The sequence below is a fragment of the Streptomyces virginiae genome (genome assembly GCF_041432505.1).
GTDB classification, from domain to species: Bacteria; Actinomycetota; Actinomycetes; order Streptomycetales; family Streptomycetaceae; genus Streptomyces; species Streptomyces virginiae_A.
The window spans coordinates 1,889,196-1,915,485 of sequence record NZ_CP107871.1 but is presented as its reverse complement, the minus strand read 5'-3'; the positions used below and the strand labels follow the sequence as shown (position 1 = coordinate 1,915,485).

24 protein-coding genes and 1 pseudogene are annotated in these 26,290 nt (G+C 72.2%); 15 read left to right on the top strand and 10 right to left on the bottom strand.

What is annotated here, in order from left to right:
- Nucleotides 1-5: 5 nt before the first annotated feature.
- The 9 genes from OG624_RS08960 (at nt 6) to OG624_RS08920 (ending at nt 11,322) form a co-directional block, all read left to right on the top strand.
- The gene (locus tag OG624_RS08960; RefSeq protein WP_033226109.1) at nt 6-2,411 is read left to right on the top strand and encodes a xanthine dehydrogenase family protein molybdopterin-binding subunit; all 2,406 of its coding nucleotides are present in this window, start codon (nt 6-8) and stop codon (nt 2,409-2,411) included.
- The gene (locus OG624_RS08955) at nt 2,408-3,241 is read left to right on the top strand and encodes an FAD binding domain-containing protein (RefSeq protein WP_033226108.1); all 834 of its coding nucleotides are present in this window, start codon (nt 2,408-2,410) and stop codon (nt 3,239-3,241) included. Before OG624_RS08960 ends, OG624_RS08955 begins: the two co-directional genes overlap by 4 nt.
- 62 nt (nt 3,242-3,303) lie before the next feature.
- Nucleotides 3,304-4,560 (top strand): MFS transporter, encoded by a 1,257-nt coding sequence (locus OG624_RS08950; RefSeq protein ID WP_051763931.1) that lies wholly within the window; start codon nt 3,304-3,306, stop codon nt 4,558-4,560.
- Complete coding sequence (locus tag OG624_RS08945; protein ID WP_051763930.1) at nt 4,557-6,083, top strand: ATP-binding protein; 1,527 nt, start codon at nt 4,557-4,559, stop codon at nt 6,081-6,083. Before OG624_RS08950 ends, OG624_RS08945 begins: the two co-directional genes overlap by 4 nt.
- Before the next feature lie 12 nt (nt 6,084-6,095).
- Nucleotides 6,096-6,437, top strand: a complete 342-nt coding sequence (locus OG624_RS08940) for a nuclear transport factor 2 family protein (RefSeq protein WP_033226107.1) — start codon at nt 6,096-6,098, stop codon at nt 6,435-6,437.
- Nucleotides 6,438-6,552: 115 nt separating this feature from the next.
- Nucleotides 6,553-7,200, top strand: coding sequence for a TMEM175 family protein (locus OG624_RS08935; protein ID WP_033226106.1), 648 nt, complete (start codon nt 6,553-6,555; stop codon nt 7,198-7,200).
- Between the two features lie 72 nt (nt 7,201-7,272).
- A complete protein-coding gene (locus tag OG624_RS08930; protein ID WP_078909686.1) occupies nt 7,273-8,583 on the top strand; it encodes an IS701 family transposase in 1,311 nt (436 codons plus the stop codon).
- On the top strand, nt 8,583-9,734 hold the full coding sequence (locus OG624_RS08925) for an XdhC family protein (RefSeq protein WP_033226104.1): 1,152 nt from the start codon (nt 8,583-8,585) through the stop codon (nt 9,732-9,734). The genes OG624_RS08930 and OG624_RS08925 overlap by 1 nt, the downstream gene beginning before the upstream one ends.
- A 145-nt stretch (nt 9,735-9,879) precedes the next feature.
- Entirely contained in the window at nt 9,880-11,322 is a 1,443-nt protein-coding gene (locus OG624_RS08920; RefSeq protein WP_033226103.1) for a GuaB1 family IMP dehydrogenase-related protein, read from the top strand.
- 102 nt (nt 11,323-11,424) lie between these two features.
- Here OG624_RS08920 and OG624_RS08915 read toward each other — a convergent pair whose 3' ends face one another.
- The 7 genes and pseudogenes from OG624_RS08915 to OG624_RS08885 all read right to left on the bottom strand — a co-directional run.
- On the bottom strand, nt 11,425-12,657 hold the full coding sequence (locus OG624_RS08915) for a sensor histidine kinase (protein WP_106971549.1): 1,233 nt from the start codon (nt 12,655-12,657) through the stop codon (nt 11,425-11,427).
- A gap of 5 nt (nt 12,658-12,662) precedes the next feature.
- Nucleotides 12,663-14,393: a sodium/solute symporter gene (locus OG624_RS08910; protein ID WP_033226100.1), complete on the bottom strand. Its 1,731-nt coding sequence runs from the start codon at nt 14,391-14,393 to the stop codon at nt 12,663-12,665.
- 116 nt (nt 14,394-14,509) lie between these two features.
- Nucleotides 14,510-14,785 (bottom strand): hypothetical protein, encoded by a 276-nt coding sequence (locus tag OG624_RS08905; protein ID WP_030769309.1) that lies wholly within the window; start codon nt 14,783-14,785, stop codon nt 14,510-14,512.
- 188 nt (nt 14,786-14,973) lie between these two features.
- Nucleotides 14,974-15,807, bottom strand: coding sequence for a LytR/AlgR family response regulator transcription factor (locus OG624_RS08900; RefSeq protein ID WP_033226098.1), 834 nt, complete (start codon nt 15,805-15,807; stop codon nt 14,974-14,976).
- A gap of 130 nt (nt 15,808-15,937) precedes the next feature.
- On the bottom strand, nt 15,938-16,975 hold the full coding sequence (locus OG624_RS08895; protein WP_033226138.1) for an SCO0930 family lipoprotein: 1,038 nt from the start codon (nt 16,973-16,975) through the stop codon (nt 15,938-15,940).
- 116 nt (nt 16,976-17,091) lie between these two features.
- Entirely contained in the window at nt 17,092-18,108 is a 1,017-nt protein-coding gene (locus OG624_RS08890) for a GDSL-type esterase/lipase family protein (RefSeq protein WP_033226137.1), read from the bottom strand.
- A gap of 59 nt (nt 18,109-18,167) precedes the next feature.
- Nucleotides 18,168-18,497: pseudogene (locus tag OG624_RS08885) on the bottom strand (SDR family oxidoreductase); the annotation flags it as partial.
- A gap of 358 nt (nt 18,498-18,855) precedes the next feature.
- Here OG624_RS08885 and OG624_RS08880 point away from each other — a divergent pair.
- Complete coding sequence (locus OG624_RS08880) at nt 18,856-20,346, top strand: amino acid permease (RefSeq protein ID WP_033226097.1); 1,491 nt, start codon at nt 18,856-18,858, stop codon at nt 20,344-20,346.
- A gap of 10 nt (nt 20,347-20,356) precedes the next feature.
- On the top strand, nt 20,357-20,812 hold the full coding sequence (locus tag OG624_RS08875) for an Lrp/AsnC family transcriptional regulator (protein WP_007262967.1): 456 nt from the start codon (nt 20,357-20,359) through the stop codon (nt 20,810-20,812).
- Nucleotides 20,813-20,814: 2 nt separating this feature from the next.
- Here the strand turns inward: OG624_RS08875 and OG624_RS08870 are convergent, their stop codons facing one another.
- Nucleotides 20,815-21,525 carry a GNAT family N-acetyltransferase gene (locus OG624_RS08870; protein ID WP_371639294.1) on the bottom strand — a complete coding sequence of 237 codons (711 nt, stop codon included), beginning with the start codon at nt 21,523-21,525 and terminating at the stop codon, nt 20,815-20,817.
- A 40-nt stretch (nt 21,526-21,565) separates the two neighbouring features.
- Between OG624_RS08870 and OG624_RS08865 the strand changes: the two genes are divergently transcribed.
- The 4 genes from OG624_RS08865 to OG624_RS08850 all read left to right on the top strand — a co-directional run bounded on the left by OG624_RS08865 (nt 21,566) and on the right by OG624_RS08850 (nt 25,071).
- The gene (locus tag OG624_RS08865; RefSeq protein ID WP_051763926.1) at nt 21,566-21,835 is read left to right on the top strand and encodes a hypothetical protein; all 270 of its coding nucleotides are present in this window, start codon (nt 21,566-21,568) and stop codon (nt 21,833-21,835) included.
- Nucleotides 21,836-21,920: 85 nt separating this feature from the next.
- A complete protein-coding gene (locus OG624_RS08860) occupies nt 21,921-22,319 on the top strand; it encodes a hypothetical protein (protein ID WP_051763925.1) in 399 nt (132 codons plus the stop codon).
- A 201-nt stretch (nt 22,320-22,520) separates the two neighbouring features.
- Nucleotides 22,521-23,321 (top strand): carbon-nitrogen hydrolase family protein, encoded by an 801-nt coding sequence (locus OG624_RS08855; RefSeq protein ID WP_033226093.1) that lies wholly within the window; start codon nt 22,521-22,523, stop codon nt 23,319-23,321.
- Between the two features lie 52 nt (nt 23,322-23,373).
- Entirely contained in the window at nt 23,374-25,071 is a 1,698-nt protein-coding gene (locus OG624_RS08850; RefSeq protein WP_033226092.1) for a flavin monoamine oxidase family protein, read from the top strand.
- Between the two features lie 61 nt (nt 25,072-25,132).
- On the opposite strand, the gene OG624_RS08845 is transcribed toward OG624_RS08850, so the two are convergent.
- Both OG624_RS08845 and OG624_RS08840 read right to left on the bottom strand, forming a co-directional pair.
- Nucleotides 25,133-25,585 (bottom strand): hypothetical protein, encoded by a 453-nt coding sequence (locus OG624_RS08845; protein WP_161291432.1) that lies wholly within the window; start codon nt 25,583-25,585, stop codon nt 25,133-25,135.
- 46 nt (nt 25,586-25,631) lie between these two features.
- Complete coding sequence (locus OG624_RS08840) at nt 25,632-26,273, bottom strand: DUF5995 family protein (protein ID WP_266358707.1); 642 nt, start codon at nt 26,271-26,273, stop codon at nt 25,632-25,634.
- Nucleotides 26,274-26,290: the final 17 nt, after the last annotated feature.

Sequence of the window (26,290 nt, the reverse complement as noted above, 5' to 3'; positions counted from 1 at the left end):
GGGACATGACCGCAGTGACGGGGGAGGCCCCGGCCACGGGGAGCGGAGTCCTCGGACAGCCGCTGGACAGCCGCGAGGATCCGCAGCTGCTGCGTGGCGAGGCCACGTACGTGGCGGACATCGACCTGCCGGGCACCGCCCACATGGCCATCCTGGGCAGCCCGGTGGCGCACGCCAAGATCCTCTCCATCGAGACCAAGGCCGCCGAGCAGCTGCCCGGCGTCCTCAAGGTGGCCACCGCCGCCGACTTCACCGACGTCATGCCGCTGCCCTGCATCTGGATCCCCGGCGGCGTCGAGAGCCACTTCCCGCCCCACCCCTACGGACTTCCCGGCGCCCGCCCGGTCCTCACCGGCGACACCGTCCGGCACGTGGGCGACCCCATCGCCGTGGTCGTCGCCGAGACCCCGCGCCAGGCCACCGCGGCGCTCGCCGCCATCGCCGTCGAGTACGAACCGCTGCCCGTGGTCACCCGCGCCGACGAGGCGCTCGCCGAGGGCGCGCCCCAGCTGCACGAGGCCGTCCCGGGCAACCTGAACGCGTACTGGACCTGCGGCGACAAGGACCGCACCGACGCGGCCATCGCCGAGGCCGAGGTCACCGTCGAGCTCGACCTGGTCAACCAGCGCACCATCAACAGCCCCATCGAGCCCCGCGGCGCGGTCGGCGACCACAACGCGGCCACCGGCGAGTACACGCTCTACGCCTCCACCCAGGGCCCGCACAACCACCGCTTCCTGCTCTCCGCGCTGGTCCTCGGCATCCCCTTCAACAAGCTCCGGGTGATCGCCCCGACCGTCGGCGGCAGCTTCGGCACCAAGGGCTACCTGTACCCGGACATGGCGCTGGTGCTGCTGCTGTCCAAGGAGCTCGGCCGGCCCGTGAAGTGGGTGGACACCCGCACCGGGCTGATGAACTCCACCGTCCAGGGCCGCGACCACCGCCAGCACGTCACCCTCGCCGGCACCCGCGACGGCCGGATCACCGCCGTCCGCTGCACCAGCTACGCCAACCTCGGCGCGTACCCCTCCACCATCGGCCCCGGCGTCGCCACCGCCCTGATGGGCCGCTCCATCAGCGGCATGTACGACATCGACGCCGCCTTCTGCGAGGTGTACGCCGCCTTCACCAACACCGTCTCGCTCGGCGCCCAGCGCGGCAGCGGACGCGCCGAGGCAGCCTTCCTCATGGAGCGCCTCGTCGACCGGTACGCCTCCGAGATCGGCATGGACCCGGCGGCCGTCCGCCGCAAGAACCTGGTGCCGAAGGAGAAGTTCCCGTACGACAACGGCCTCGGCTGGACCTACGACTCGGGGAACTACCAGCTGAACTTCGACAAGGCGATCGAGCTGTCGGGCTACGCCGACATGCCCGCCCGCAAGGCCGAGGCCCGCACCCGCGGCAAGCGGCTCGGCGTCGGCCTCGCCACCTACGTCGCGATCTGCGGGGTCGGCCCCTCGACCCGGATGTCCCAGGAGGGCATGCTCGGCGGCACCTGGGAGAGCGCGAACATCCGCGTCCACCCGACCGGCGAGGTCACCGTCACCGTGGGCTCCGCCTCCACCGGCCAGAGCCACGGCACCGTCTTCGCCCAGGTCGCCGCCGACGAACTCGGCATCGACCCGGACACCGTCCAGGTCCTGGAGGGTGACACGCAGAAGGCCCCGTACGGGCAGGGCACCTACGGGTCCCGCTCCTACAGCATGGCCGCGCCCGCCGTCGCCCTCACCGCCCGCAAGATCAAGAGCAAGCTGATCCGGGCCGGCGCCGTCTTCCTCGGCGTCCCCGAGGACAAGGTCGTCTACGAGGGCGGCCGCGTCCACGAGGACGGCAACGAGCAGAACACCAAGACCTTCGCCGAGCTGGCGATGTCCATGTGGTACGGCTGGGGGCTGCCCGCGGAGATCGAACCCGCCCTCGACGAGACCACCCACTTCGACCCGCCGGACTTCAACTACCCCTTCGGGACGCACGTGGCGGTCGTCGAGATCGACGAACTGACCGGCGAGACCGAGGTGGTGTCCTACACCGCCGTCGACGACGCCGGCCACATCGGCAACCCCAAGATCGTCCTCGGCCAGATCGAGGGCAGCATCACGCACGGCCTCGGCCAGGCCCTGATGGAGGCCGCCGTCTACGACGAACAGGGCCTGCTCATCAGCTCCGACCTCACCTCGTACGCCTTGCCGCGCGCCGCCGACGTGCCGTTCTTCACGCTCGACAAGACCGTCACGCCCAGCCCGCACAACCCGCTCGGCGCCAAGGGCGCCGGCGAGATCGCCACCGTCCCGCCCGCCGCGGCCGTCGTCAACGCCGTCGTCGACGCCCTGGCCGACCTGGGCGTCCAGCACATCGACATGCCCCTCACCCCCGAGAAGGTCTGGCGCCGCCTGAGAGGGGAAGCCCAGTGATCCTCACCGAGTTCGACTACGTCCGGCCCGCCGACCTCGACGAGGCGCTGGCCCTGCTGGCCGGCACGCGCGGCGCCCGGATCCTGGCCGGCGGCCAGAGCCTGCTGCCCGACCTGCGCTCCGGAGCCGACCGGGCCGCGCTCCTGGTCGACATCCGGCGGCTGGCGGAGCTGCGCGCGGTCGCGCGCACCCCTGACGGCGCCCGGCTGCGGATCGGGGCCCTCACCACGCTCGCCGAGCTCGCCACCGACCCGCTGGTGCTCGCCGAGGCCCCGGAACTGGCCGCCGCGGCCCGCGCCAACGGCGACCCCCAGGTCCGCAACCTCGGCACCGTCGGCGGCAACCTCGTCGCCGCCGGACGGGCCACCGACCTGCCGGTCGCCGCCATGGCCGCCGACGCCGTGGTCGAACTGGCCGGCCCCGGCGGGCGGACCACCCTCGCGGCGGAGGAGCTCGCGGCCGGTCCCGCGCCCGCCGACGCGGTCCTCACCGCCCTGCTGGTGCCGGCCGCCGGCCCGGCCGCCGCGTTCGAGAAGACCGCCGACCGCGCCACCCGCTACCCGGTGTGCGCCACCGCCGTACGGATCACCCCCGGCGGGCCGCGCATCGCCGTCACCGGGGCCACCTCCCGGCCCTTGCGGCTGCGCGGGGTCGAGGACCGCCTGCGCGGGGGCCCGTACCGCACGGAGGCCGTGCTCGCGGCCTTCCGCGCCGAACCCAGGGAGCTGTTCGTCCCCGGGCGCGGCACCTCGGCCGAGTACCTCGGCCATCTCGTGGGGGTCCTCACGGCCCGAGCGTTGCAGAGGGCCGAGCAGGCTCTCGCCCGATAGTCCGACACGGGCACACCACGGGGCCCGACACGGGCCCCATCACGGGGGAGTGGAGTGACGCAGTGGCCGACACGTCCGAGACGACCACAGGGGTAACGGTGCAGCAGGCCACGCACGCGGCCGGCGCGCCCAGAGGCTCCGGCTTCTGGGTGGTGGGAGCGGTCCTCGTCCTGCTGATGCTCTCCTCCTCCGTGCCCTCCGCCCTCTACGTGCTCTACCAGCAGGAGTGGGGGCTGTCCTCCGGCACCATCACGGTGGTCTTCGCCCTGTACGCGGTCACCGTGCTGGCCGGGCTCCTGCTGTTCGGCTCCCTCTCCGACACCCTTGGCCGCCGCCCGGTCCTGGGCGGCGCCCTGATCCTGGCCATGGTCTCCATGCTCCTGTTCGCCGGGGCCCAGGGCCTGGGACTGCTGCTCGCCGCCCGCGCCGTCCAAGGGCTCGCCGTGGGCCTGGCCACCGGGGCGATGGGGGCCGCCCTGTTGGAACTCAGCCCCGCGACCAGGCCCGCGCTCGGCGCCCAGGTCAACAGCGCCGGCCCCACCGTGGGCATCGGGCTCGGCGGGATCGGGGCCGGACTCCTCGTCCAGTTCGCGCCCGCCCCGACGGTGCTGAGCTACCTGCTGCTGGTCGGCGCCTTCGCCGTGACCCTGGTGGGGGTGGCCCGGATGCGGGAGAGCGCCCCGGGCGCCGGCGGCCGCTTCCGGGTGGTCCCGCACCGGATCCGGGTACCGGCGGACGCCCGGGGCCGCTTCGCCGTCCTCGTCCTGACCATCGTCGCCGTCTGGTCGGTGGGCGGCTTCTACCTCTCGCTCGGCCCGCACCTGGCGCTGTCCCTGCTGCGGTCCACCAACTACCTGGTCGGCGGGGCCACGGTCGCCCTGCTCGCGGGCGCCGCCACCGCCGCCCAGCTGATGCTCGGCCGCACCGAGGCGCTGCGCACCGCCGTGCTCGGCCTGCTCGGCCTCCTCGCCGGACTCGGCCTGGTGCTGCTCTCGCTGGGGATCCGCTCGGCCGTCGTGTTCCTCGTGGCCACGGCGGTCCTCGGCAGCGGGTGGGGCGCGGCCTTCCTCGGTTCCTTCCGCGCGCTGAGCGCTCTCGCACAGCCGGCGCACCGCGGTGAACTGACCGCCGCCGTATATGTCTTCGCGTACCTCGCGATGAGCGTGCCGGCGGTCCTCGCCGGGATGCTGACCAACATCCACGGGCTGCACCGCACCTCGGTCGGCTTCATGGCCGCCGTGGCCGGCGTGTGCGCGCTGGCCCTGCTGGCCACCCTGCGACTGGCCGCCCGTACCCGGGCCGAGGGGAGTACGGCGTGAACGCGGCGGACATGAAGGACCCGGAGCTACGGGCGGCCCTGCGCGAGTTGGAGATCTTCACCGGGATCACCGACGAGCAGCTGGACTGGCTGGTCTCGGTGTCCGAGCCCCGGATCCTGGCCGACGGCGACATCCTCTTCCGGGACGGCGAGGAGGCCACCGGCTTCCACGTCCTGCTCTCCGGCGGGCTGGTCGTCACCAAGGTCGTCGACGGCCGGGAGGAGGTGCTCACCCGGCACTCCACCGAGGAGGAGAGCGCCGCCGCCGAGGAGCACGACGGCAAACCCTCCGCCGCCCACCGGTTCACCGGCGAACTGCCCCTGCTGACCGACGGCTCCTACGTGGCCACCGCGGCCGCCAGCGGCCCGTCGACCACGGTGGTGGCCTACCCGAAGCCGGTCTTCTTCGAGATGCTGACCCGCTGCCACGGGGTGGCCGCCGTACTGATCCCCGTACTGGCCTGGCGCATCAAGTCCTCCGAGGTCCAGGCCCGCAAGCGGGCCACCGTGGAGGCGCTCGGCACCCTGGCCGCAGGTCTCGCCCACGAGCTGAACAACCCGGCCGCCGCGGTGGCCCGCGCCGCTCAGGAACTGGCCCCCGCCCTGGACCGGCTCACCCGTACCGCCCAGGCCTGGGGCGCGGCCGCCACGGGCGCGGAGCGCTCGCTCCTCGACCGGGTCGCCGACGAACTGGACGAGCTGCCGCCGCCGGCGACCACCGACCCGTTCGCCCAGGCCGACGCCGAGGAGGAGATCGCCGACTGGGCCGAGGAGGCGGGCACCGAACGTCCCGGCCTGCTCGGATCCGGGGTCGCGGACCTGGGACTGGAGCTGGGCTGGCTGCGGGAGCGCCTGGCGGGGGTGGGGGAGTCGGCCCTCGCCCCGGCCCTGGACCACCTTGCGGCGCTGCTGGAGATCCGCTCGCTCGCGGCGGAGCTGCGGGCGGCGGGGCCCCGGATCTCCCAGCTCGTCTCCGCCACCCGGGATTACGCCAACCTCGACCGGGCGCCCGAACAGCGCTTCCCGGTGACCGACGGACTGGAGAACACGCTGGTCGTCCTGCGTGCCAAGCTCGCCGGCATCAGCATCGTGCGTGAGTACGAGTCCGACCTGCCCGAACTGACGGGCTATCCCAGCGAGTTGAATCAGGTGTGGACCAACCTGGTCGACAACGCGGCGGAGGCCATGGAAGGCTCCGGCGTCCTGACCCTGCGGGCCCGCGCCGAGGGCGTCTGCATGGTCGTGGAGATCGCCGACACCGGCCGCGGCATCCCGGCGGAATCCCTGCCGCGGATCTTCGAACCCTTCTACACCACCAAGGACGTGGGCAAGGGCACGGGCCTGGGGCTGCACCTCAGCTACCGCATCGTGACCCAGCGCCACCACGGGTCGATCGCCGCCCGCTCGCGTCCCGGTGAGACCCGGATGGTCGTCCGGCTGCCCTTCGCCGGTAGCGCCCAATCCTGTGCCTCACCTGCGACAACACCCGAAACGGCACCCATCGTGGGCACCTCTCCCAGTTGAAACGGAGTCGACATGGCCAACTACGACATCTCCAAACTGCACCCGGTGTTCGTCCGCCAGATGGAGGCGCTGGCCGCCCTGGACATCGAGGCGGTGATGAAGAACTACACCGACGACGCCGTGCTCCTGCGCTTCGAGGGGGTCTCGGTCGGCATCGAAGCGGTTCGCGAGACGTTCACCGGCTATCTCACGGTGAAGCCCACGCTCGTCGAACTCCAGGAGTACATCGAGACCGAGGACACCATCTTCTATCGGGCGATCATGAGCCTGAACGGTGAACCGGAGCACGCGTTCGGGACACTTGTCGTCCGCGATGGCCGAATCTGGCGCCAGACCGCCGGATTCGGCAGCTGACGGCCGGAATCTGGGTAGCGTGTGCGGGGAGGGCGCCGCAGCGCCCTCCCCGTATGTGTGGGCCGGCCGTGGACGGTCGAGTCGCATATATGCGAGGCGTGGTAAAGGGGAGGTCATGGAAAACGAAACCGGGCGGGTCGAGGCATTCAGTGACGGCGTATTCGCCATCATCATCACGATCCTCGTTCTGGAATTAAAGGTTCCGGAAGAAACCGGGTCGGACTTCTGGCACGGAGTCCGGGAGCAGTGGCCGCATTACGCCGCCTATGTGGTGAGTTTCCTCATCATCGGCGTCATGTGGGTGAATCACCACACCATCTTCAGCCACCTCAAGCGGGTCGACCGTCCGCTGTTGTTCCTGAATCTGATGGTGCTCATGGTGGTGTCGGTGATTCCGTACACCACCAACGTCCTGGCCGAGCACCTCACCGAGGACGGCGGCTCCGCCAGTCCGGCCGCGGTCCTCTACAGCGGCGTCACCGTGGCCTACGCCCTGGCGTTCCTGGCCTTCTGGTGGTACGTCACCCGGGTCGGCCACCTCTTCCACGAGCAGGTCGACAAGGAGGGCGCACGCGCCACACGGGTGCGCTTCGGCCTCGGTGCCATCGCCTACCCCCTCACCGTCCTGCTGGCCTTCTACTCCGCACCACTCACACTTGTCGCCCACTTTCTGATCGCGATCTACTATGCGGCGAACCAGATCCCCATCCCTCTCGTGGTAGAGGAAGAGCGGCTCGAAACTGCCAGCGACCTCAGGAAGTAGCCGCCGGGGCCTACGGCCGTTCTATGCGGTCAAGTAGGGTATTGGATCTAGCTGGTCGCGGGGGAGGCCCAGATGGCTCGCGTAGTCCTGCCGGAGGATTCCACGACGGAAATCTCCGAATTGATCGACGTCCTGATCTCTCTTCTCTTCGAATCATTACCCCGGCGGGACCAGCGAAACTGGGCCCGCGTTTATCTGAACGGCCTGGTGCGGACCACCGGGAAGAAAACAATTCGTAACATCGCCGGAACAGGGGCCAGTTCCGTCGAGCAGAGCCTCCAGCAGTTCATCAGCAAGTCCCCCTGGGACTGGACCCCGGTCCGCCGCTCCCTCGCCCAGCACCTCGAACGCACCGCACAGCGCCCCCTGGCCTGGGTGCTCCAGCCCATGGTCATAGAGAAGGCGGGGGACCGCTCCGTCGGCGTCGGCCGGCAGTTCGTCCCCCAGCTCGGCCGCACCGCCAACTGTCAACAGGCGAGCGGGATCTGGCTCGCCTCCAGCGAGGCGAGCTTCCCGGTCGAGTGGACCCTCACCCTCCCCGGGCCCTGGACCAACGAACTCCTGCGCCGCCGCCGCGCCGGCATCCCCGACACGGCACGCTCCCTCACCCCCGCCCAGGACGCCGTACACGCCGTCCAGCGGATGGCCGCCGGCTGGCAACTCCAGCGCCGGCCCGTGGTGATGGAGGTCGCCAACGGCGATCTCCCACAGAGCATCGAGTCCTTCACGCTCCAGGACATCCCCTTCGTCTTCAAGGTCGACGGCTCACTGCCCGTCTCCTTCGGCGGCGCCGGCCGCCACAAACCCGGGCCGCACACCGCCCCCGCCCGCGAACTCATCGACTCCCTGCGCTCCCAACGCCGCGTCGTCGAATGGACCCGCCACGGCCGCGCCGAGGGCGCCGTGACCCTGCTGACCTCGGCCTCGATCTTCGCCACCCCCTGCGAGGACCGCCCCGTACCCGCGCCGCCCACCCCGCTGCTGCTGGTCGGAGCCTGGACCGAAGCCGCCCTGCTGCCCTCCGAGTTCTGGATCACCAACATCGGAGACCGGCCGCTCGCCCAGCTGTTCCTGCTCGCCAAGCTCACCGACCGCGTCTCCCTCGACTTCGCCGAGACCTGCGAACCCGTGGGCATCCGGGACTTCGAGGGCCGCTCCTTCCGCGGCTGGCACCACCACGCCACCCTCGCCAGCGTCGCCCACGCCGCGAAACTGCTCGGCGCGCGCCCGCGGCTCCCCGACGGCTACCCCGGCCCCACCCGGTCGGCCGCCGCCACCGTCGGACCGCCCCGACAGGCCACGGCCCGGCCGGCGACCCCGGCCGTCCTGCCGCCGCGCCCGCACCTGCCCGGACAGACCCCACGCCGCGAATACATCCGCTGATGCTCGACATCGCCGAGCAGCTACGCGCGTGGTGCGCCGCGCAGCGGGAATTCGCGCTGGCCACCGTCGTCGCCGTCAGTGGGAGCGCTCCCCGCGGCCCCGGCGCCTCCCTCGCCGTCGACGACAAGGGCACCGCGCTCGGCTCCATCTCCGGAGGCTGCGTGGAATCCGCCGTGCACGAGCTGTGCCTCGACGCCATCGCCTCCGGCGAAGGCGGCCTGCACCGCTTCGGCTACAGCGACGACGACGCCTTCGCCGTGGGCCTGACCTGCGGCGGAGTCCTCGACGTCCTGGTCACCCCGGTGCGCGGGCTCGACCCGGTCCGACCCGTGCTCGGCTCGGTCCTCGACGCCGCCGCCGGAGGCACCCGGGCCGCGCTCGCCCGGGTCGTCTCCGGACCACCGTCCCAACTGGGTCGGGCGCTCGCCGTCCACGCCGACGGCTCCTACGAGGGCGGGCTCGCCGGCGGCCCCGACCTGGACCGGGCCGCCGCCCGCCAGGTACGGGCGCTGCTGCTGGCCGGACGCACCGGCACCGCCGAGCTCGGCACCGCCGGCGGGCTCTGCGGCCAGCCCCTGACCCTGCTCGTCGAATCGGCCGCCGAACCACCCCGGCTGCTGGTCTACGGGGCCATCGACTTCGCCGCGGCCCTCGCCCGGATCGGCGCCTTCCTCGGCCACCGGGTCACCGTGTGCGACGCCCGGCCCGTCTTCGCGACCCCGGCCCGCTTCCCCGACGCCGACGAGGTGATCGTCGACTGGCCGCACCGGCACCTGGCCGCCGAGTGGGCCGCGGGCCGCCTGGACTCCCGTACCGCGGTCTGCGTCCTCACCCACGACGCCAAATTCGACATACCGCTGCTCGACCTGGCCCTGCGACTGCCCCTGGGGTACGTGGGCGCCATGGGATCGCGGCGCACCCACGCCGAACGCGAGAGACGGTTGCGGGCCGAGGGCGTCACGGACGCCGCCCTGGCCCGCTTGCGCTCACCCATCGGACTCGACCTCGGCGGCGCCACCCCGGAGGAGACCGCGCTGGCCATAGCCGCCGAGTTCACGGCCGTCCGACACGGCGGATCGGTACTCCCGCTGGCCCGCCGCCGCGGCCCCGTCCACCGCCGGGCACGGCCCGCCGGGACCAAGGTCCCGTAGGAAAGGACCACCCGGCCCGGTATGTCCTGGACGATCAGCCCGGGCGGCGTGAACGCCAGGTCGTGGGAGAATGAAGTACGTGCGTTTCCTCGGCTGTCCTGCCGGGGCGTAGACGGATCCTTCGATCGACTGGGATGTTCAGCACGTGCGTTTCCTCAATGACCTGAAGCCGCCGTACGACCTGACGTACGACGATGTGTTCATGGTGCCGAGCCGCTCCGCGGTCGGTTCCCGTCAGGGTGTCGACCTGTCCTCGCCCGACGGCACCGGCACCACCATTCCCCTCGTCGTGGCCAACATGACCGCCATCGCGGGCCGCCGGATGGCCGAGACGGTCGCCCGCCGCGGCGGAATCGTCGTCATCCCGCAGGACATCCCGATCGAGGTCGTCACCGACGTCATCTCCTGGGTGAAGACCCGCCACCTCGTCCTCGACACCCCGATCACGCTGGCGCCCGGCCAGACGGTCGCCGACGCCCTGTCCCTGCTGCCCAAGCGCGCCCACGGCGCCGGTGTCGTCCTCGACGCCGAGGGCCGCCCGGTCGGCGTCGTCACCGAGCACGACCTGACCGGTGTCGACCGCTTCACCCAGCTCTCCGAGGTCATGTCGAAGGAGCTGCTGCTCATCGACGCCGACATGGACCCCCGCGAGGCCTTCAACCAGCTCGACGCCGGCCACCGCAAGCTGGCCCCGGCCGTCGACAAGGACGGCAGGCTCGTCGGCATCCTCACCCGCAAGGGCGCCCTGCGCGCGACGCTCTACACCCCCGCCACCGACGCGAACGGCAAGCTGCGCATCGCGGCCGCCGTCGGCATCAACGGCGACTTCGTGGCCAAGGCCAAGCAGCTGCTCGACGCGGGCGTGGACACGCTCGTCATCGACACGGCCCACGGCCACCAGGAGTCGATGATCAACGCGATCAAGGCCATCCGTGCCCTGGACCCGCAGGTCCCGATCGTGGCCGGCAACATCGTCGCCGCCGAGGGCGTCAAGGACCTCATCGACGCCGGCGCGGACATCATCAAGGTCGGTGTGGGCCCCGGCGCCATGTGCACCACCCGCATGATGACCGGCGTCGGCCGCCCGCAGTTCTCCGCGGTGCTGGAGTGCGCGGCCGAGGCCAAGAAGTACGGCAAGCACGTGTGGGCCGACGGCGGCGTCCGGCACCCGCGCGACGTGGCGATGGCGCTCGCCGCCGGCGCGTCCAACGTGATGATCGGCTCCTGGTTCGCCGGTACGTACGAGTCCCCGGGCGACCTCCAGCAGTCCGCCGACGGGCGCCTCTACAAGGAGTCCTTCGGCATGGCCTCCGCCCGCGCGGTGCAGAACCGCACGAGCGAGGAGTCGGCCTACGACCGCGCCCGCAAGGGCCTGTTCGAGGAGGGCATCTCCACCTCGCGCATGTTCCTCGACCCGGCCCGCCCGGGCGTCGAGGACCTGATCGACTCGATCATCGCGGGCGTCCGCTCCTCGTGCACCTACGCCGGTGCCGGCTCCCTCGCGGAGTTCGAGGAGAAGGCCGTGGTCGGCATCCAGTCCGCCGCCGGCTACGCCGAGGGCAAGCCGCTGCACGCCAGCTGGAGCTAGTACGCCGGCCGGCGCCAGTACCTTCCGCCCCGAGACCCCGGACCGCCCCTGAGGGACGGTCCGGGGTCTCGGGCGTTCCCGGGGAAAAGTCTCCGCCCGCCCTCAGGGCCGGGCAGGACGGTGTCCCGAGGGCGAACTGTGCACCCCCACCCGGTACTTCGGGATGCGCAAGGTGACCTTCATGCCGGCCCCGACGCCCGTCTCCATCACCGGACCGTAATCGTCCCCGTACACCTGCCGGATCCGCTCGTCGACATTGGGCAGCCCGATCCCGGAGGAACCCCCGTGCTCCCCGGCCAGGATCCGGCGCAGCAGGGCCGGATCCATCCCGACCCCGTTGTCCTCCACCGTGATCACCGCCTCCGCGCCCGCGTCCCGCGCCGTGATCGTGATCCGGCACTCCTCGGTGGAGTCCTCCAACCCGTGCTTGACGGCGTTCTCCACCAAGGGCTGCAGGCACAGGAACGGCAGCGCCACCGGCAGCACCTCCGGCGCCACCTGCAAGGTCACCTTCAACCGGTCGCCGAACCGGGCACCGGCCAGCGCCAGATACTGCTGGACCGACCGCAACTCGTCCGCGAGCGTGGTGAAATCACCGTGCCGCCGGAAGGAGTACCGGGTGAAATCCGCGAACTCCAGCAGCAGCTCCCGGGCCCGCTCCGGATCCGTCCGGACGAACGAGGCGATCGCGGCCAGCGAGTTGAAGATGAAATGCGGGGAGATCTGCGCCCGCAACGCCTTGATCTCCGCCTCCATCAGCCGGGTCCGCGACCGGTCCAGCTCGGACAGCTCCAACTGCACCGACACCCACCGCGCGACCTCCGTCGCGGCCCGCACCAGCACCGCCGACTCCCGCGAGCCGTACGCCACCAGCGCGCCCAGCACCCCGTCCTCACCGGTCAGCGGGGCCACCACCGCCCACTTCAGCGGACAGTCCGGCCGCTGGCACTCGGTCCGCACGCTCTGGCTGCGCCCCGACGCCAGCATCACCGCCACCCGGGCCATCGCCCGCCGCTGATGATGGTCCGCGCCCGGACCGTCCCAGGCCAGCACCGACTCCCGGTCGGTGAGACACAGCGCCTCCGTGCCCAGCAGCGACCGCAGCCGCCGGGCCGCCTTGCGGGCGGCGTCCTCGGTCAGCCCGGCGCGCAGCGGCGGAGCGGCCAGCGAAGCCGTGTGCAGGGTGTGGAAGGTGGCCCGCTCCACCGGGGTCCCCAGATCCATGCCGGCCGCCCGCTCCCCGTGCCGGGCGTGCCGGCGGCCCGCCGCCCAGCCCACGCCCAACAGCAGCACCGCGCCCGCCACCGCCAGCACGGCCACGACCGCCGGTGCCACCCCGCTCACCGCGCACCCCCCGCCCGCTCCCCGGCCACGACCTCCGGCAGGTGCAGCCGCGCCAGGGTGGCCGCCGTGCCCGCCGGGATCCGCGACCGCGTCGCCAGCGACACCGCCACCATCGTCAGGAACCCCAGCGGCACCGACCACGCCGCCGGCCACGCCAGCAGCGTGTGCGTCCACCCCGGCGGCGCCAGCTCGGCCCGGGTCGCCAGCACGGCGCCCAGCGCCGCCCCGCCGCCCGTGACCAGCCCGGCCACCGCACCCGGCGGGGTCAGCCCGCGCCACCAGATGCCCAGCACCAGCAGCGGACAGAACGAGGACGCCGACACGGCGAAGGCCAGGCCCACCGCGTCCGCCACCGGCACCTCCGTCGCCACCACGCTCCCGGCCAGCGGCACCAGGATCGCCACCACCGCCGCCGACCGGAAGCTGCGTATCCCGCGCGCCGGCAGCACGTCCTGGTGCAGCACCCCCGCCACCGCCATGGTCAGCCCCGACGCCGTCGACAGGAACGCCGCGAAGGCACCCCCGGCCAGCAACGCGCCCAGCAGATCGCCGAGCGCCCCGCCGAGCATCCGCTCGGGCAGCACCAGCACCGCCGCGTCCGCGTCACCGGTCAGGGCGAGCTCGGGCGTGTAGATCCGGCCCAGCGCCCCGTACACCGGCGGCAGCAGGTAGAAGACGCCGACCAGCGCGAGCACCACCAGCGTGGTGCGCCGCGCGCTCCGCCCGTCGGGGCTGGTGTAGAACCGCACCGCGACATGCGGCAGGCCCATCGTGCCGAGGAAGGTCGCCAGGATCAGCCCGTACGTGGCGTACAGCCGGTACGCGCGCAGCCCGTCGGAGGTCGGCGCCGACCAGGTGGACACACCGGGTCGCGCCTCGGCCAGGGTGTCCGGGACGGGCGTGTCCGGGGCGAACTCCAGCCGGGCGTGCGCCCGTACGACATGCTCACCGGCGGTCAGGGTCAGCGGCGCCGACAGGTGGTCGTGCCCGTCCACCCGCCCGGTCACCGTCACCGTCAGCGGATCGACCACCGACAGCCGCACGTCCTGCGCCACCGTCACCGAGGTGTGCTCGCGGAAGACGGCCGGGGCGTCGAAGGTGGCCCGCGGCGCCCCGTCCCCGACCCAGGCCGCGATCAGGAAGAACGCCGGCACCAGCAGGGCCGTCAGCTTCAACCAGTACTGGAAGGCCTGGACGAAGGTGACCGAACGCATCCCGCCGCACGCCACCGCCACCGTGACCACGAACGCGACGACCAGCCCGCCGACCCAGTGCGGGGCCCCGGTCAGGATCTCCAACGTCAGCCCGGCGCCCTGCAACTGCGGCAGCAGGTACAGCCAGCCGACCCCGACCACGAACAGCACCGCGATCCGGCGCACCACCAGCGACTCCAGTCGCGCCTGCGCGAAGTCGGGCAGCGTGTAGGCCCCCGAGCGGCGCAGCGGGGCGGCCACCAGCACGAGCAGCACCACGTATCCGGCGGTGTAGCCCACCGGGTACCAGAGCATCTCGGGCCCCTGGAGCAGCACCAGCCCCGCCACCCCGAGGAAGGACGCGGCGGACAGGTACTCGCCGCTGATGGCCGCCGCGTTCAGGCGGGGCCCCACCGTGCGCGAGGCGACGTAGAAATCGGAGGTGGTCCGGGACATCCGCAGGCCCAGCGCGCCGACCAGGATCGTCACCAGGACGACGACGGCGACCGCGGTCAGCGCGTACGTCTGGTTCACCGGGCGGTCCTTCGGCAGGGGAGAGGTGTCCGGAGTCTACGCACGCCCCTGACCGGGCGACAGACGCGATTCGGACCCACCGGAGCCGCCGGATCCGCCCGGCCGGACCGACCCCGTCAGAGCGCCGGGTCGCGGTGTTCCGCGCAGTCGCGCAGGGCGATCTCCAGCTCCACGTACGACTCCTCCGCGCGCCGGAACGCCAGCGTCAGGGCGGCCTCCGCGCGCGGCGGGACCTGCTCGCGGACGCCCTCGCGGGCCTCGTAGAGGATGTCGGCCCAGCGGGCGGCCGCACTGCGCAGTCGGGCCAGCAGCACCTCGGCCTCGGCGGGCCCGGCCGGCCGGGCCCGGGGCAGCCCGCTCAGCGCGTCCACCAGCGCCTGGATCTCGGACATCTCGCTCCTCCCGCGCCGGAAGATCCACAATACGAGAGGGGTTGCGGAGCCGAGCGCCGATCGGAGCGGCCGTGCGGCCGACGGTTCCGGCGGATCGCCGTACGCCCTTCCCGGCGCGACGAACGGCGCTCCCGAGCGCCGGACGGTCAGGGGTGAACGGCCCGAGGCGCCTGGGAGGGCGGCCGGTTTCAGCCGGTCGCGTGCCGCATCAGCAGGTCGCGCAGCTCCCGCGCGTGTCTTCGGCTCACCTGGAGCTCCGCGGTTCCCACGCGGACACTGGTGGTGCCGGCCTCCAGCCGGAGTTCGTCGATCCGGGCCAGCGCCACCAGATGACGGCGGTGGATCCGTACGAACCCGCGCGCCGCCCAACGCTCCTCGAGGGTGGACACCGGGATCCGGACCAGGTGGCTGCCCTCGTCGGTGTGCAGGCGGGCGTAGTCGCCCTGCGCCTCCACGTAGGAGATGTCCGCGATCGCCACGAAGCGGGTGACCCCGCCCAGTTCCACGGCGATCTGGTCCGACGCCCGGTCGGCGACGGTGACCTCGGCGACCGGGCGTCGCGGCGCCGGAACGGCCGGGCCGCCCGCCGAGGCGTCGCCGGTCGGCATGCCCGCCGGGCTCTCCTCGGACCGGCCCAGCTGCGCGCAGGCCCGCCGGACGGCCTCGGCCAGTCGCTCCGGGCGCACGGGCTTGAGCACGTAGTCCACGGCCTTCAGGTCGAAGGCCTGTACGGCGAAGCCCTCGTGGGCGGTGACGAACACGATCAGCGGGGGCCGCGCGAACCCGGCCAGCAGTCGGGCGATGTCCAGCCCGGTCAGCCCGGCCATGTGGATGTCCAGGAACACCACGTCGATGGCGTCGGCCCCGTCCGGGCCGGACTCCAGCGCCCGGGTGACCCGACGCAGGGCCTCGGTGGCGTCCGAGGCACCCTCCGCGCTGCGCACCCGGGGGTCCGAGCGGAGCAGGTAGAGGAGTTCCTCCAGGAGCGGCTTCTCGTCGTCGACGGCCAGTACGCGCAGCATGCGGCCGAGTCTAGAGAGGACTTGCCGGGGGCGGAACGGGCACGGGCGCGGCCCCCGCCCAGGGGGGATGTGGGCGAGGGCCGCGCGAACGGGGTGGGGGGAGTGCGGGGACGGAGGGGAGGGGCGCCGGCTACTGGACGGTGATGAGCTTGCCGTCGGGGGACACGGCGTACCAGGTGCCGCCCACGCCCTGGCCGTTGACGTCGCCGGGCTTCTTGTCACCGGTGAAGGTGTAGACGGGCCAGCAGTCGACGCTCTGCTGCTTCTGGCCGTCCGGGCGGTTGAGCACCGTGTAGTTCTTCTCGACGATGCCCTTGTCCTTGGCCTTGTCCAGCGGTGCGACGGCCGGCCACTTGGCGAGGCAGTCGCCCACGCACTTGGAGGTCATCGGCCACTGGGTGTCCGGCTTGAACCGGTAGACGGTCATGCCCTTGCCGTCGACGATGTGCTCGCCCAGCTTGGGGTCCTTGGCCACCGACAGCTTCCCGTCGGCCTCGGCGGCGCCACCCGCCGGAGCCTCGCCCCCGCCCTCGCCCTCGGCCGGGGCCGCGGGTGCCGGGGTCGCGGTCGGCGCCCCCTTCGCGGCCTTCTTGCCGTCCGCCGCGAGCGCGAACCACACGCCGCCGACGCCCTGACCGTTGAGGTCGCCCGCCTTGGTGTCCTTGCTGTAGCGGTACGCGGGCCAGCCGCCCACCGTCAGCTGCTTGCTGCCGTCGGTGCGCACCACCTCGCCCAGCAGCGCCGGGTCCATGCCGGCGGCGGCGGTGACGTCACCGGCGGCGACCACCGGCCAGGTCTTCTCGCAGTCCCCGTCGCAGTTGGACTTCGGCGGCTTGGCCGTGTCCTTGTCGAAGCGGTAGAGGGTGAAGCCGGCGCTGTCGGTCAGGACCGGCCCGACCTTGTCGTTGGAGGCCATCGCGAGCTGTCCGGCCGGCTTGGCGTCCGTGGCGGGCGCGGCTCCGGAGCCTCCGCCCGCGGCACCGTAGCCTCCGTCGGAGCCGTAGGCGCCGTCGGCGGCGGGCGGGGCCTTGCTGTCCTGAGCGGCTGCGGCGGCCCCGACCGGCTTGGTCGTGTCCGCGGCCTTGTCGTCCGTGGGGCCGCAGGCCGTCGCCGCGAGGACGACGACGATCGCGGCCGCGGCCAGGGTGGTTCCGCGCTTGATGCCCATCTTGATCTCTCCCACGTGTGGTGTCCGGTGTCCGCCACCGTGGTGGCGTCAACTGTGCTCAGGACACGCTCCGATGGGAGAGATCTGTTCACCCGGTCCGGTGTGGGGTGTTTCACTCACCCGACACCGAACCCGGTGCGCCGCAGAGCCGTGGCCACAGCGAGGCCGAGAACCTGATGTCCGCTGTCGTTGGGGTGCAGCCCGTCCGCCAGGTGCTCGGGACCGAGCAGGTCCCGGCCCGGGAGCACGGCCAACCGGTCGTCCCCGGCGGCGATCCGGTCCCGGGTGGCCCGCTCCATCGCGTCCCGCAGGGCGCCGAGGGTGGCGCCGAGCTTGTTCGGGGTGCGCTCGGCGTCGGGCCGTAGGACGGGGGAGACCAGCAGGATCGGGGTCCGCGGATGCCCTTGGCGGACCAGTTCGAGGAACGCGCGCGTGGTCTCGTACAGCAGGGGGGCCGAAAACGGCACCCGGGACCAGCAGTTGGTGCCGAAGGCCAGGGTGAGGACGTCGGCGGGCAGGCCCGCGAGCTGTTCGGCGGTGGTCAACTCACCGCGCGCGGCCCCCGCGTAGCCGAGGTTGACGGTGTCCCAGCCGAGCGCCCGTCCGGCGACGGCGGGCCAGCCGTGCGCGGGGCGGGTGGACCACCAGCCCTCGGTGATGGAGTCGCCGTGCACCACCCAGCGCGGCCCCGACGGCGCCGGGGCGAGCGGCCCGCCGATCCCGCGCAGCCCGAGGATCAGCGGGGACTGGGTCTCGGGCGGGTGGAGGGTGAAGGGGCCGGTGCCGCCGCCCAGATCGATCCGTACGACGGCTTCGGCGGCCGGGTCGGTGAACACCTCGGTGACCACCCCGTGCCGGTCCCACAACGCGAAGCCGTGCGCGAGGTCGCGCAGCGCGTCGGTGGGGCCGGGCACGGTCGCCCGGTAGCGGACCTCCACCGCCCGCGCGGTCTCGGTGGTGAACTCCAGCCGGACGCCGATGGGCAGGGTGGAGCGCTCACCGGTGTCCCAGGGCAGCCGCATGGTGTCGGCCGGATCGGCGCGGACCGGCCGCCCCCGGTCCAGCCAGGCGACCCCGCGCAGGAAGGGCAGCGCGTCCTGCCAGGGCGCAGGCTCGTCCGGATGGCGCTGCAGCCCGAGCACGGGCTCCGCCGGCAGTTCCGGTCCTGCCGGCACCGCTGGTCCCGGTGGTATCACTGGTCGCCTCCGATCGTCGGGTAGGGGAACTTCACGCCGACCCCGCCGTCCACCACGAGCGTCTGCCCCGTGACGTACGAGGACAGCGGCGAGGCGAGGAAGTGCAGGGCGGCCGCGATGTCCGCGGTCTCGGCGACCCGGCCCGGCGGGGCGTTCCCCGTGGTGCGTCGCCGCCCCTCGGTGCCCAGCGGGGCGGCGACCCGCGGGGTCCGCACCACCCCCGGTGCCACCGCGTTCACCCGTACCCCGCTCGGACCCGGTTCCACCGCCGCGGAGCGCACCAATGCCATCGACGCGACCTCCGCGGCTCCGTACGCCGCGTGCCGCGGGCGTCGATCTCGTGGAGCACGTCCGGATCCATGGCGGCACGCTGCGGCAGATCTGACGAAGTGTCAAGAAAAGGGGTCGGGGGTGACCTGCGCAGCGATCGATCATCCCTACGCAACAAACGACTGTCCGTGACCGATCCGCGCAACGATCGTGCGCCAATGTGCAAGGATGGTGCATTACGGGCGGTATCACTCAGCTCGTAGGCTCACTCGCTGTACGTGGAGTGGCGCGGATCGCCTGCTCGGCGGTCCCCCATGAGCAGACCCTTCTTCCGACGGGCCCTGCCCTGCTCCGGATCGTCGCGGTCGACGCCTCCCCTGACCTCCCCGATCCGCAGTGACAAGGAGTCCCCTCGTGCTCGACCACGGCCAGGCGCCACCGCTCGCCTCCGAGGCCCGTAGGCCCGTCAACCCGCTGCTCCGCCGCAAGCCGGTGGAGCAGTTGGTCTCCGAGGGCGGCCAGGGTGAGGGCGGCGCGCTGAAGCGTTCGCTCACGATGTGGCAGCTGACCATGATCAGCATCGGCGCGACCCTGGGCACCGGCATCTTCGTCGTCCTCGGCGAAGCCACCCCGATCGCCGGCCCGGCCGTCTTCATCGCCTTCATCGTCGCGGGCCTGACCGCGCTGTTCTCGGCGCTCTCCTACGCCGAGCTCGCGGGCTCCATCCCCGTCTCCGGCTCCTCGTACTCCTACGCCTACGCCACCATGGGTGAGCTCATAGCCTGGGTCTGCGGCTGGTGCCTGATCCTGGAGTACGGCGTCTCCGTCGCGGCCGTCGCCGTCGGCTGGGGCCAGTACCTCAACGAGCTGCTCGACGGCACCCTCGGCATCACCATCCCCGAGGGCTTCTCCGCCCCGCTGGGCGAGGGTGGCTACATCAACATGCCCGCCCTGGTCGTCGTCCTGCTCTGCATGGTCTTCCTGCTCCGCGGGGCCAAGGAGAGCGCCCGGATCAACTCGATCATGGTCGGCGTCAAGATCGTGACCCTCGCGGTCTTCATCGTCATCGGCTTCATGGGCATCAAGGCCGGCAACTACACCCCGCTGGCCCCGCTCGGCATCACCGCCATCAGCACCGCCGCCTCGATGCTCTTCTTCTCGTACATCGGCTTCGACGCCGCCTCCACCGCCGGTGAGGAAGCCAAGAACCCGAAGAAGGACCTGCCGCGCGCGATCATGCTCTCGCTCGGCATCGTCACCGTGATCTACTGCCTCGTCGCCCTGGTCGCCGTCGGCGCCATGCCGTGGCAGGAGTTCGAGGGCAGCGAGGCCGCCCTGGCCCAGATCATGGAGAACGTCACCGGACACTCCTTCTGGAGCGTCGTCCTCGCCGCGGGCGCCGTCGTCGCCATCGCCAGCGTCGTCTTCGCCGTCCTCTACGGCCAGACCCGCATCCTCTTCGCCATGTCCCGCGACGGCCTGATGCCCAAGGCCTTCGCCAAGGTCGACCCGAAGACCGGCACCCCCCGCGTCAACACGATCATCGTCTGCCTCTTCTGCGGACTGCTCGCCGCCTTCATCCCGCTGGGTGAGCTGGCGAACGCCACCAGCATCGGCACGCTCTTCGCGTTCGCCCTCGTCAACGTGGCCGTCATCATCCTGCGCCAGACCCGCCCCGAGATGAACCGCACCTTCAAGGTCGCGCTCTTCCCGGTCACCCCGATCGTGGGCTTCCTCCTCTGCGCCTACCTGATGACGGAGCTGCCCGGAATCACCTGGCTGGTCTTCGGTGGCTGGATGGTCGTCGGGCTCGTGATCTACTTCTTCTACGGCATGCGCCGCTCCAGCCTGGCCACTGTGGCCGCCTTGGCCGACACGGCCGAGGAGGTCGCTGAACAGAAGTGATTCACCCCCCGTGCGACTGAACGATCTCGACGAACGCATCGTGCACGCCCTCGCCGAGGACGCCCGCCGCTCCTACGCGGACATCGGCTCCGAGGTCGGGCTCTCCGCGCCCGCCGTCAAGCGGCGCGTGGACCGGCTACGCGCCGAAGGAGCCATCACCGGCTTCACCGTCCGCGTGGACCCGGCCGCCATGGGCTGGGAGACCGAGGGCTTCATCGAGATCTACTGTCGGCACAACACCTCGCCGGACGACATCCGGCGAGGACTGGAGCGATACCCCGAGGTGGTGTCCGCGTCGACCGTCACCGGCGACGCGGACGCCCTCGTCCAGGTCTTCGCCTCCGACATGCGCCACTTCGAGCGGGTCCTGGAACGCATCGCCGGCGAGCCCTTCGTGGAACGCACCAAGTCGGTACTCGTCCTCTCCCCGCTCCTGCGCCGCTTCACCTCGGGCGCGCCCGCCTAGGGCTACGGCCGCGGGGTGCGCAGGCCCAGGAACAGGGGGCTGCGGCGCAGGGTGAAGCCCATCGCCTCGTAGAGCCGCACCGCCCCGGTGTTCGCCTCCGCCGCCTGCAGGAACGGGCGGTCCCCGCGCTCACGGACCTCCGCCGCGACCGCGCGTACCAGCCGACCCGCCAGGCCCCGGCCCCGGTGGTCCGGGTGCGTGCACACCGCGCTGATCTCCGACCAGCCCGTCGGCCGCATCCGCTCCCCGGCCATCGCGACCAGCCGACCCTCGTGGCGGACCCCGAGGTACGTGCCCAGCTCCACCGTCCGGTCCAGGAACGGGCCGGGCCGGGTCAGCCCCACCAGCTCCAGCATGTCCTTCACATCGGCGGGCCCCAGCCGTATCGCCTCCGGCTCGGCCCCGGCCCGTACCGCCCGGCCGTCCAGCTGCACACCCGGAACGCTCACCACCGTCTCCCACCCCGGCGGCGGGGTCAGCAACCCGGTCACCCACACCTCCTCCCCGGGACCGACCAGCGCGGCCAGATCCGCCCACGCCCGCGGATCCCGCGGATCGGCGAGCGCCGCGAACGGCGACGTGTCCAGGGTGTAGCGGGCCGCCAGACCCGCGGGCGCGAACTCGGCGAACTCGCGGTGCGGCCCGGTCAGCGCGGCCCAGACCGGATTGTCGAGGACCTCACTGCCGCACAGCGTGCCGCTCTCGGGGGACATCGGTGCGTGACTCCTTCCGTAAGGCGACGGCGTCCAGGTCGTGACCGCCTTCTTGACGGCCCCCGGCGCCACCACGAAACTGCGGGGGACGGCCATGACGGACGACGCCCGCCACCGGAAGCCTAACCAGCACCGGACGGCGGCGGCCGAGGACGAGGGACGGGGGTGGGCGGCAGTGGACACGGCCCCGACGGCACACGCGGACAAGGACACGGACACGCGGGCCCGGACCCTGCGGCGCTGGTGGCTCACCCGGCGCCTGCACATCGACCTCCTGCGGGTGTGCAGCGCATTCGGCCCGCGCGGCTGACCCCCCACAGAGACGAGTGACCCGGACCGGGCGCGCACCGCGCCGCCCGGGGCCCAGCCGTGTTGTCCTCCACCCCAGGAGAGTCATGTCGCACACCGTCCTGCCCCACGCCCCGCTGCCCCGCACCGGCCCGGCGCCCGCCCCGCGCGGCCGCATCGGAGCCGGCTTCTCCCCCGTACCGCACCGCTACCACCTCTACCTCCGCGTCGCCTGTCCCCACTCGCTGCGGATCACCGACACCCTCACCGAGCTGGGCCTGGCCCACACGATCACCGCCACCGTCCTCGGCACGGACCCCCGGGCCGCCGAGTACACCGCACTGCGCCTCGCCTACGAGGCCACCGGCCACCACTTCGACGGCACCCTGACCGTCCCGGCCCTCGTCGACAGCTGGAGCGGCCGCGTCGTCTCCGACCACGCCCCCGACATCCTCGACGACCTGCGCTTCCTGGCCGCCCACCCGGCCTTCCGCGCGGGCGCCTAGAGGAGGGCCGCGGCAGGAGCCGCGCAGGGCCCTTACGGGGTCCACGAGGGGGGCCCGGGGCGCCCGCGCAACGAATCGCCGCGTCGGTGGTGGAACACGCAACGAATCGATGCGCGGAGCGCAACGCTCACGGCTTGTCCGGATCGAACGCGCGAACGTACCGTTTTATGACCCCCTCCCCGCCTGTCACAGAGGTAGCCCATGCCCCCGCTGCGCACCGCCCTCCTCCAGAGCTCCGGAGTTCTCGGCGACACCGCCGAGAACCTCAAGGCGCTCGACGAGGCAGCGGCGCGCGCCGCACAGAGCGGGGCCGGGCTCCTCGTGACCTCGGAGATGTTCCTGACCGGCTACGCGCTGGACCTCCAGGACATCCCCGGCCTCGCCGAACCGGCCGACGGCGCCAGTGCCCAGGCCATCGGCGAGATCGCCCGCCGCCACGGGATCGCCGTCCTGTACGGATACCCGGAGGGCGCGGACGGCGTCGTCTACAACGCCGCCCAGCTCATCGGCCCCGACGGCGCGGCGCTGGCGAACTACCGCAAGACCCACCTCTTCGGCTGCTTCGAACAGGACGCCTTCACCCCCGGCGACACCCCCGTCGTCCAGGCGGACCTGAACGGCCTCCGCATCGGCATCATGATCTGCTACGACGTGGAGTTCCCCGAGAACGTCCGGGCGCACGCGCTCGCCGGCACCGACCTCCTCCTGGTGCCGACCGCGCAGATGCACCCGTTCCAGTTCGTCGCCGAACAGCTGGTCCCCGTAAGGGCCTTCGAGAACCAGATGTACATCGCGTACGTCAACCGCACCGGCCCGGAAGGCGAGTTCGAGTTCGTCGGACTCAGCTGCCTGGCGAGCCCCGACGGGGTCACCCGAACCCGGGCCGGACGCGGCGAGGAGCTGGTGTTCGGCGAGGCCGACCCCGAGCTGCTGTCCGCATCGCGCGAGAACAACCCGTACCTGCGCGACCGCCGCCCCGGGCTCTACGCCTCCCTCGTCTGAGTCCCTCTTCTTCCCCCAGCCCTGCCGCCCTGCCGCAAGGAGACGTACCCCCATGACGTCCACGGTGCCCACCACCGCCGTCCCGCACAGCGACGGACAGCCGCCGATCACCATGTTCGGTCCGGACTTCCCGTACGCGTACGACGACTTCCTCGCCCACCCGGCGGGCCTCGGCCAGATACCGGCGACCGAGCTCGGCACCGAGGTCGCCGTCATCGGCGGCGGACTCTCCGGCATCATCTCCGCCTACGAGCTGATGAAGATGGGCCTCAAGCCCGTCGTCTACGAGGCCGACCAGATCGGTGGCCGCCTGCGCACCGTCGGCTTCGAGGGCGCCGAGACCGAGGGCCTCACCGCGGAGATGGGCGCCATGCGCTTCCCGCCCTCCTCCACGGCCCTGCAGCACTACATCGACCTCGTCGGCCTGGTCACCGAGCCCTTCCCGAACCCGCTCGCCGAGGCCACCCCCTCGACGGTCGTCGACCTCAAGGGCGAGACGCACTACGCCGAGACGATCGCGGACCTCCCGCAGATCTACCGCGACGTCGCCCAGGCCTGGAACGCCTGCCTCGACGAGGGCGCCGACTTCTCCGACATGAACACCGCGATGCGCGAGCGGGACGTCCCGCGCATCCGCGAGATCTGGGCCAAGCTCGTCGAGAAGCTCGACGACGAGACCTTCTACGGCTTCCTCTGCAAGTCGGAGGCCTTCAAGTCCTTCCGCAAGCGCGAGATCTTCGGCCAGGTCGGCTTCGGCACGGGCGGCTGGGACACCGACTTCCCGAACTCCATCCTGGAGATCCTGCGCGTCGTCTACACCGAGGCCGACGACCACCACCGCGGCATCGTCGGCGGCTCGCAGCAGCTGCCGCTGCGCCTGTGGGAGCGCGAGCCGGAGAAGATCGTCCACTGGGCCCAGGGCACCTCGCTGTCCTCCCTGCACGACGGCACCCCGCGCCCGGCGGTCACCCGCCTGCACCGCACGGCCGGCAACCGCATCACGGTCACCGACTCCTCCGGCGACATCCGCACGTACCGCGCCGCGATCTTCACGGCCCAGTCCTGGATGCTGCTGTCGAAGATCGAGTGCGACGACACGCTGTTCCCGATCGACCACTGGACGGCGATCGAGCGCACCCACTACATGGAGTCGTCCAAGCTGTTCGTCCCCGTCGACCGGCCGTTCTGGCTGGACAAGGACGAGGAGACCGGCCGCGACGTCATGTCGATGACCCTCACGGACCGCATGACCCGCGGCACGTACCTCCTGGACAACGGCCCGGACAAGCCCGCCGTCATCTGCCTCTCGTACACCTGGTGCGACGACAGCCTCAAGTGGCTGCCGCTGTCCGCGAACGAGCGGATGGAGGTCATGCTGAAGTCCCTCGGCGAGATCTACCCCAAGGTCGACATCCGCCGGCACATCATCGGCAACCCGGTCACCGTGTCCTGGGAGGACGAGCCCTACTTCATGGGCGCGTTCAAGGCCAACCTCCCGGGCCACTACCGCTACCAGCGCCGCCTGTTCACGCACTTCATGCAGGAGCGCCTCCCCGAGGACAAGCGCGGCATCTTCCTCGCGGGCGACGACATCTCCTGGACGGCCGGCTGGGCCGAGGGCGCGGTCCAGACCGCCCTCAACGCCGTCTGGGGCGTCATGCACCACCTCGGTGGATCCACGGACTCCACCAACCCGGGCCCGGGCGACGTCTACGACGACATCGCCCCGGTCGAACTCCCCGAGGACTGATCCTCCGGGTACGCAAGGCCACGGGCCGTCCCCGCGTGAGCAGCGCGGGGACGGCCCGTTCTCAATGCCCCAGGCGTCCGCGTCCGCGTCCGGCGACGCGCCGCCCCGCGACGTGCCGTCCGGCGACGCGCCGGCCGACGAGGTGCAGCCCGGCGACGTGCCGCTCGGGCTGCGCGATGTCGTCGAACACCTCGATCAGGTCCTCGATCTCCTCCCCGTGCGACGTCACCGCCCAGTTGTCGGTGAAACCGGCCCGCATCAGCTCGTCCGACAGGAAGTGCAGCATCGTCTCCGCGGCGTAGTCGTCCGGGACCGTGGCGGAGGTGACGATCTCCGTCGCCTCCGGGTGCCACTCCGCCAACTCCAGCAGGGACCGGTAAAGCTTCGTGTCGCCGCGAAACCAGTCGGGGACGGTGGGGTGCTGCTCGCTCATTCTTCCTGCCATCACGTAGCGCGTCATGGAACGGGGCCGTCCGCGGACCGTGATCACCTCGGCCGCGGAGATGATCACCACCGTAGCCTTCTTTCGGCCGATGGCCCGATGCCGTCCGCGTCGCGCCTCAGCCCCGCGGGGTCAGCAGGCAGCGACCCACCAGGCCCACGCCCGCGTCCAAGGAGTCCGTGAACTCCTCGGCCAGTTCCGGCGCCCGGCGCAGCGTCCACAGCAGGCGGGCCGCCGACCAGGCCCCGGCGCGAGCGCGCTCCAAGCTCCACGAGCCGACCAGGTGGGTCAGCGGATCGGCGATCTCCAGCAGGTCCGGGCCCGGCATCAGGTCCTCCCGGATGTGCTCCTCCAGGGAGACCAGCGTGTCGCCGACCCGGTCGAAGTCCGCCTCCAGCGCCCGCGGTTCACAGTTCAGCTCCCCGCACGTGGCCACCACCGCCAGCGCCAGGTCATGGCCGATGTGCGCGTTGATCCCGGCCAGCGCGTGCTGGAGCGGACGGATCCCGGGGTGCCGGCGGTACTGCAGCAGGGGGCGCCAGCAGGCCGGGGCCCGGTCCGCCTCGACCGCCGTCAGGTACCGCTCGGCGAACCGCACGCTGAGCGTCTCGGCCCGCCGGGGCGCGGGGAACCCGCCGTGCTCGATCCGCCGGTGCAAGGTCTCCGTCACGGTCAGGTAGACCCGGTTGAAGACGGCGACACCGTCCTGCGGCGGGAGCCGCTCCTCCAGGGCGCGCATCCGCGCCAGCACCGCATCCATGGGGGCAGAGTCGCAGG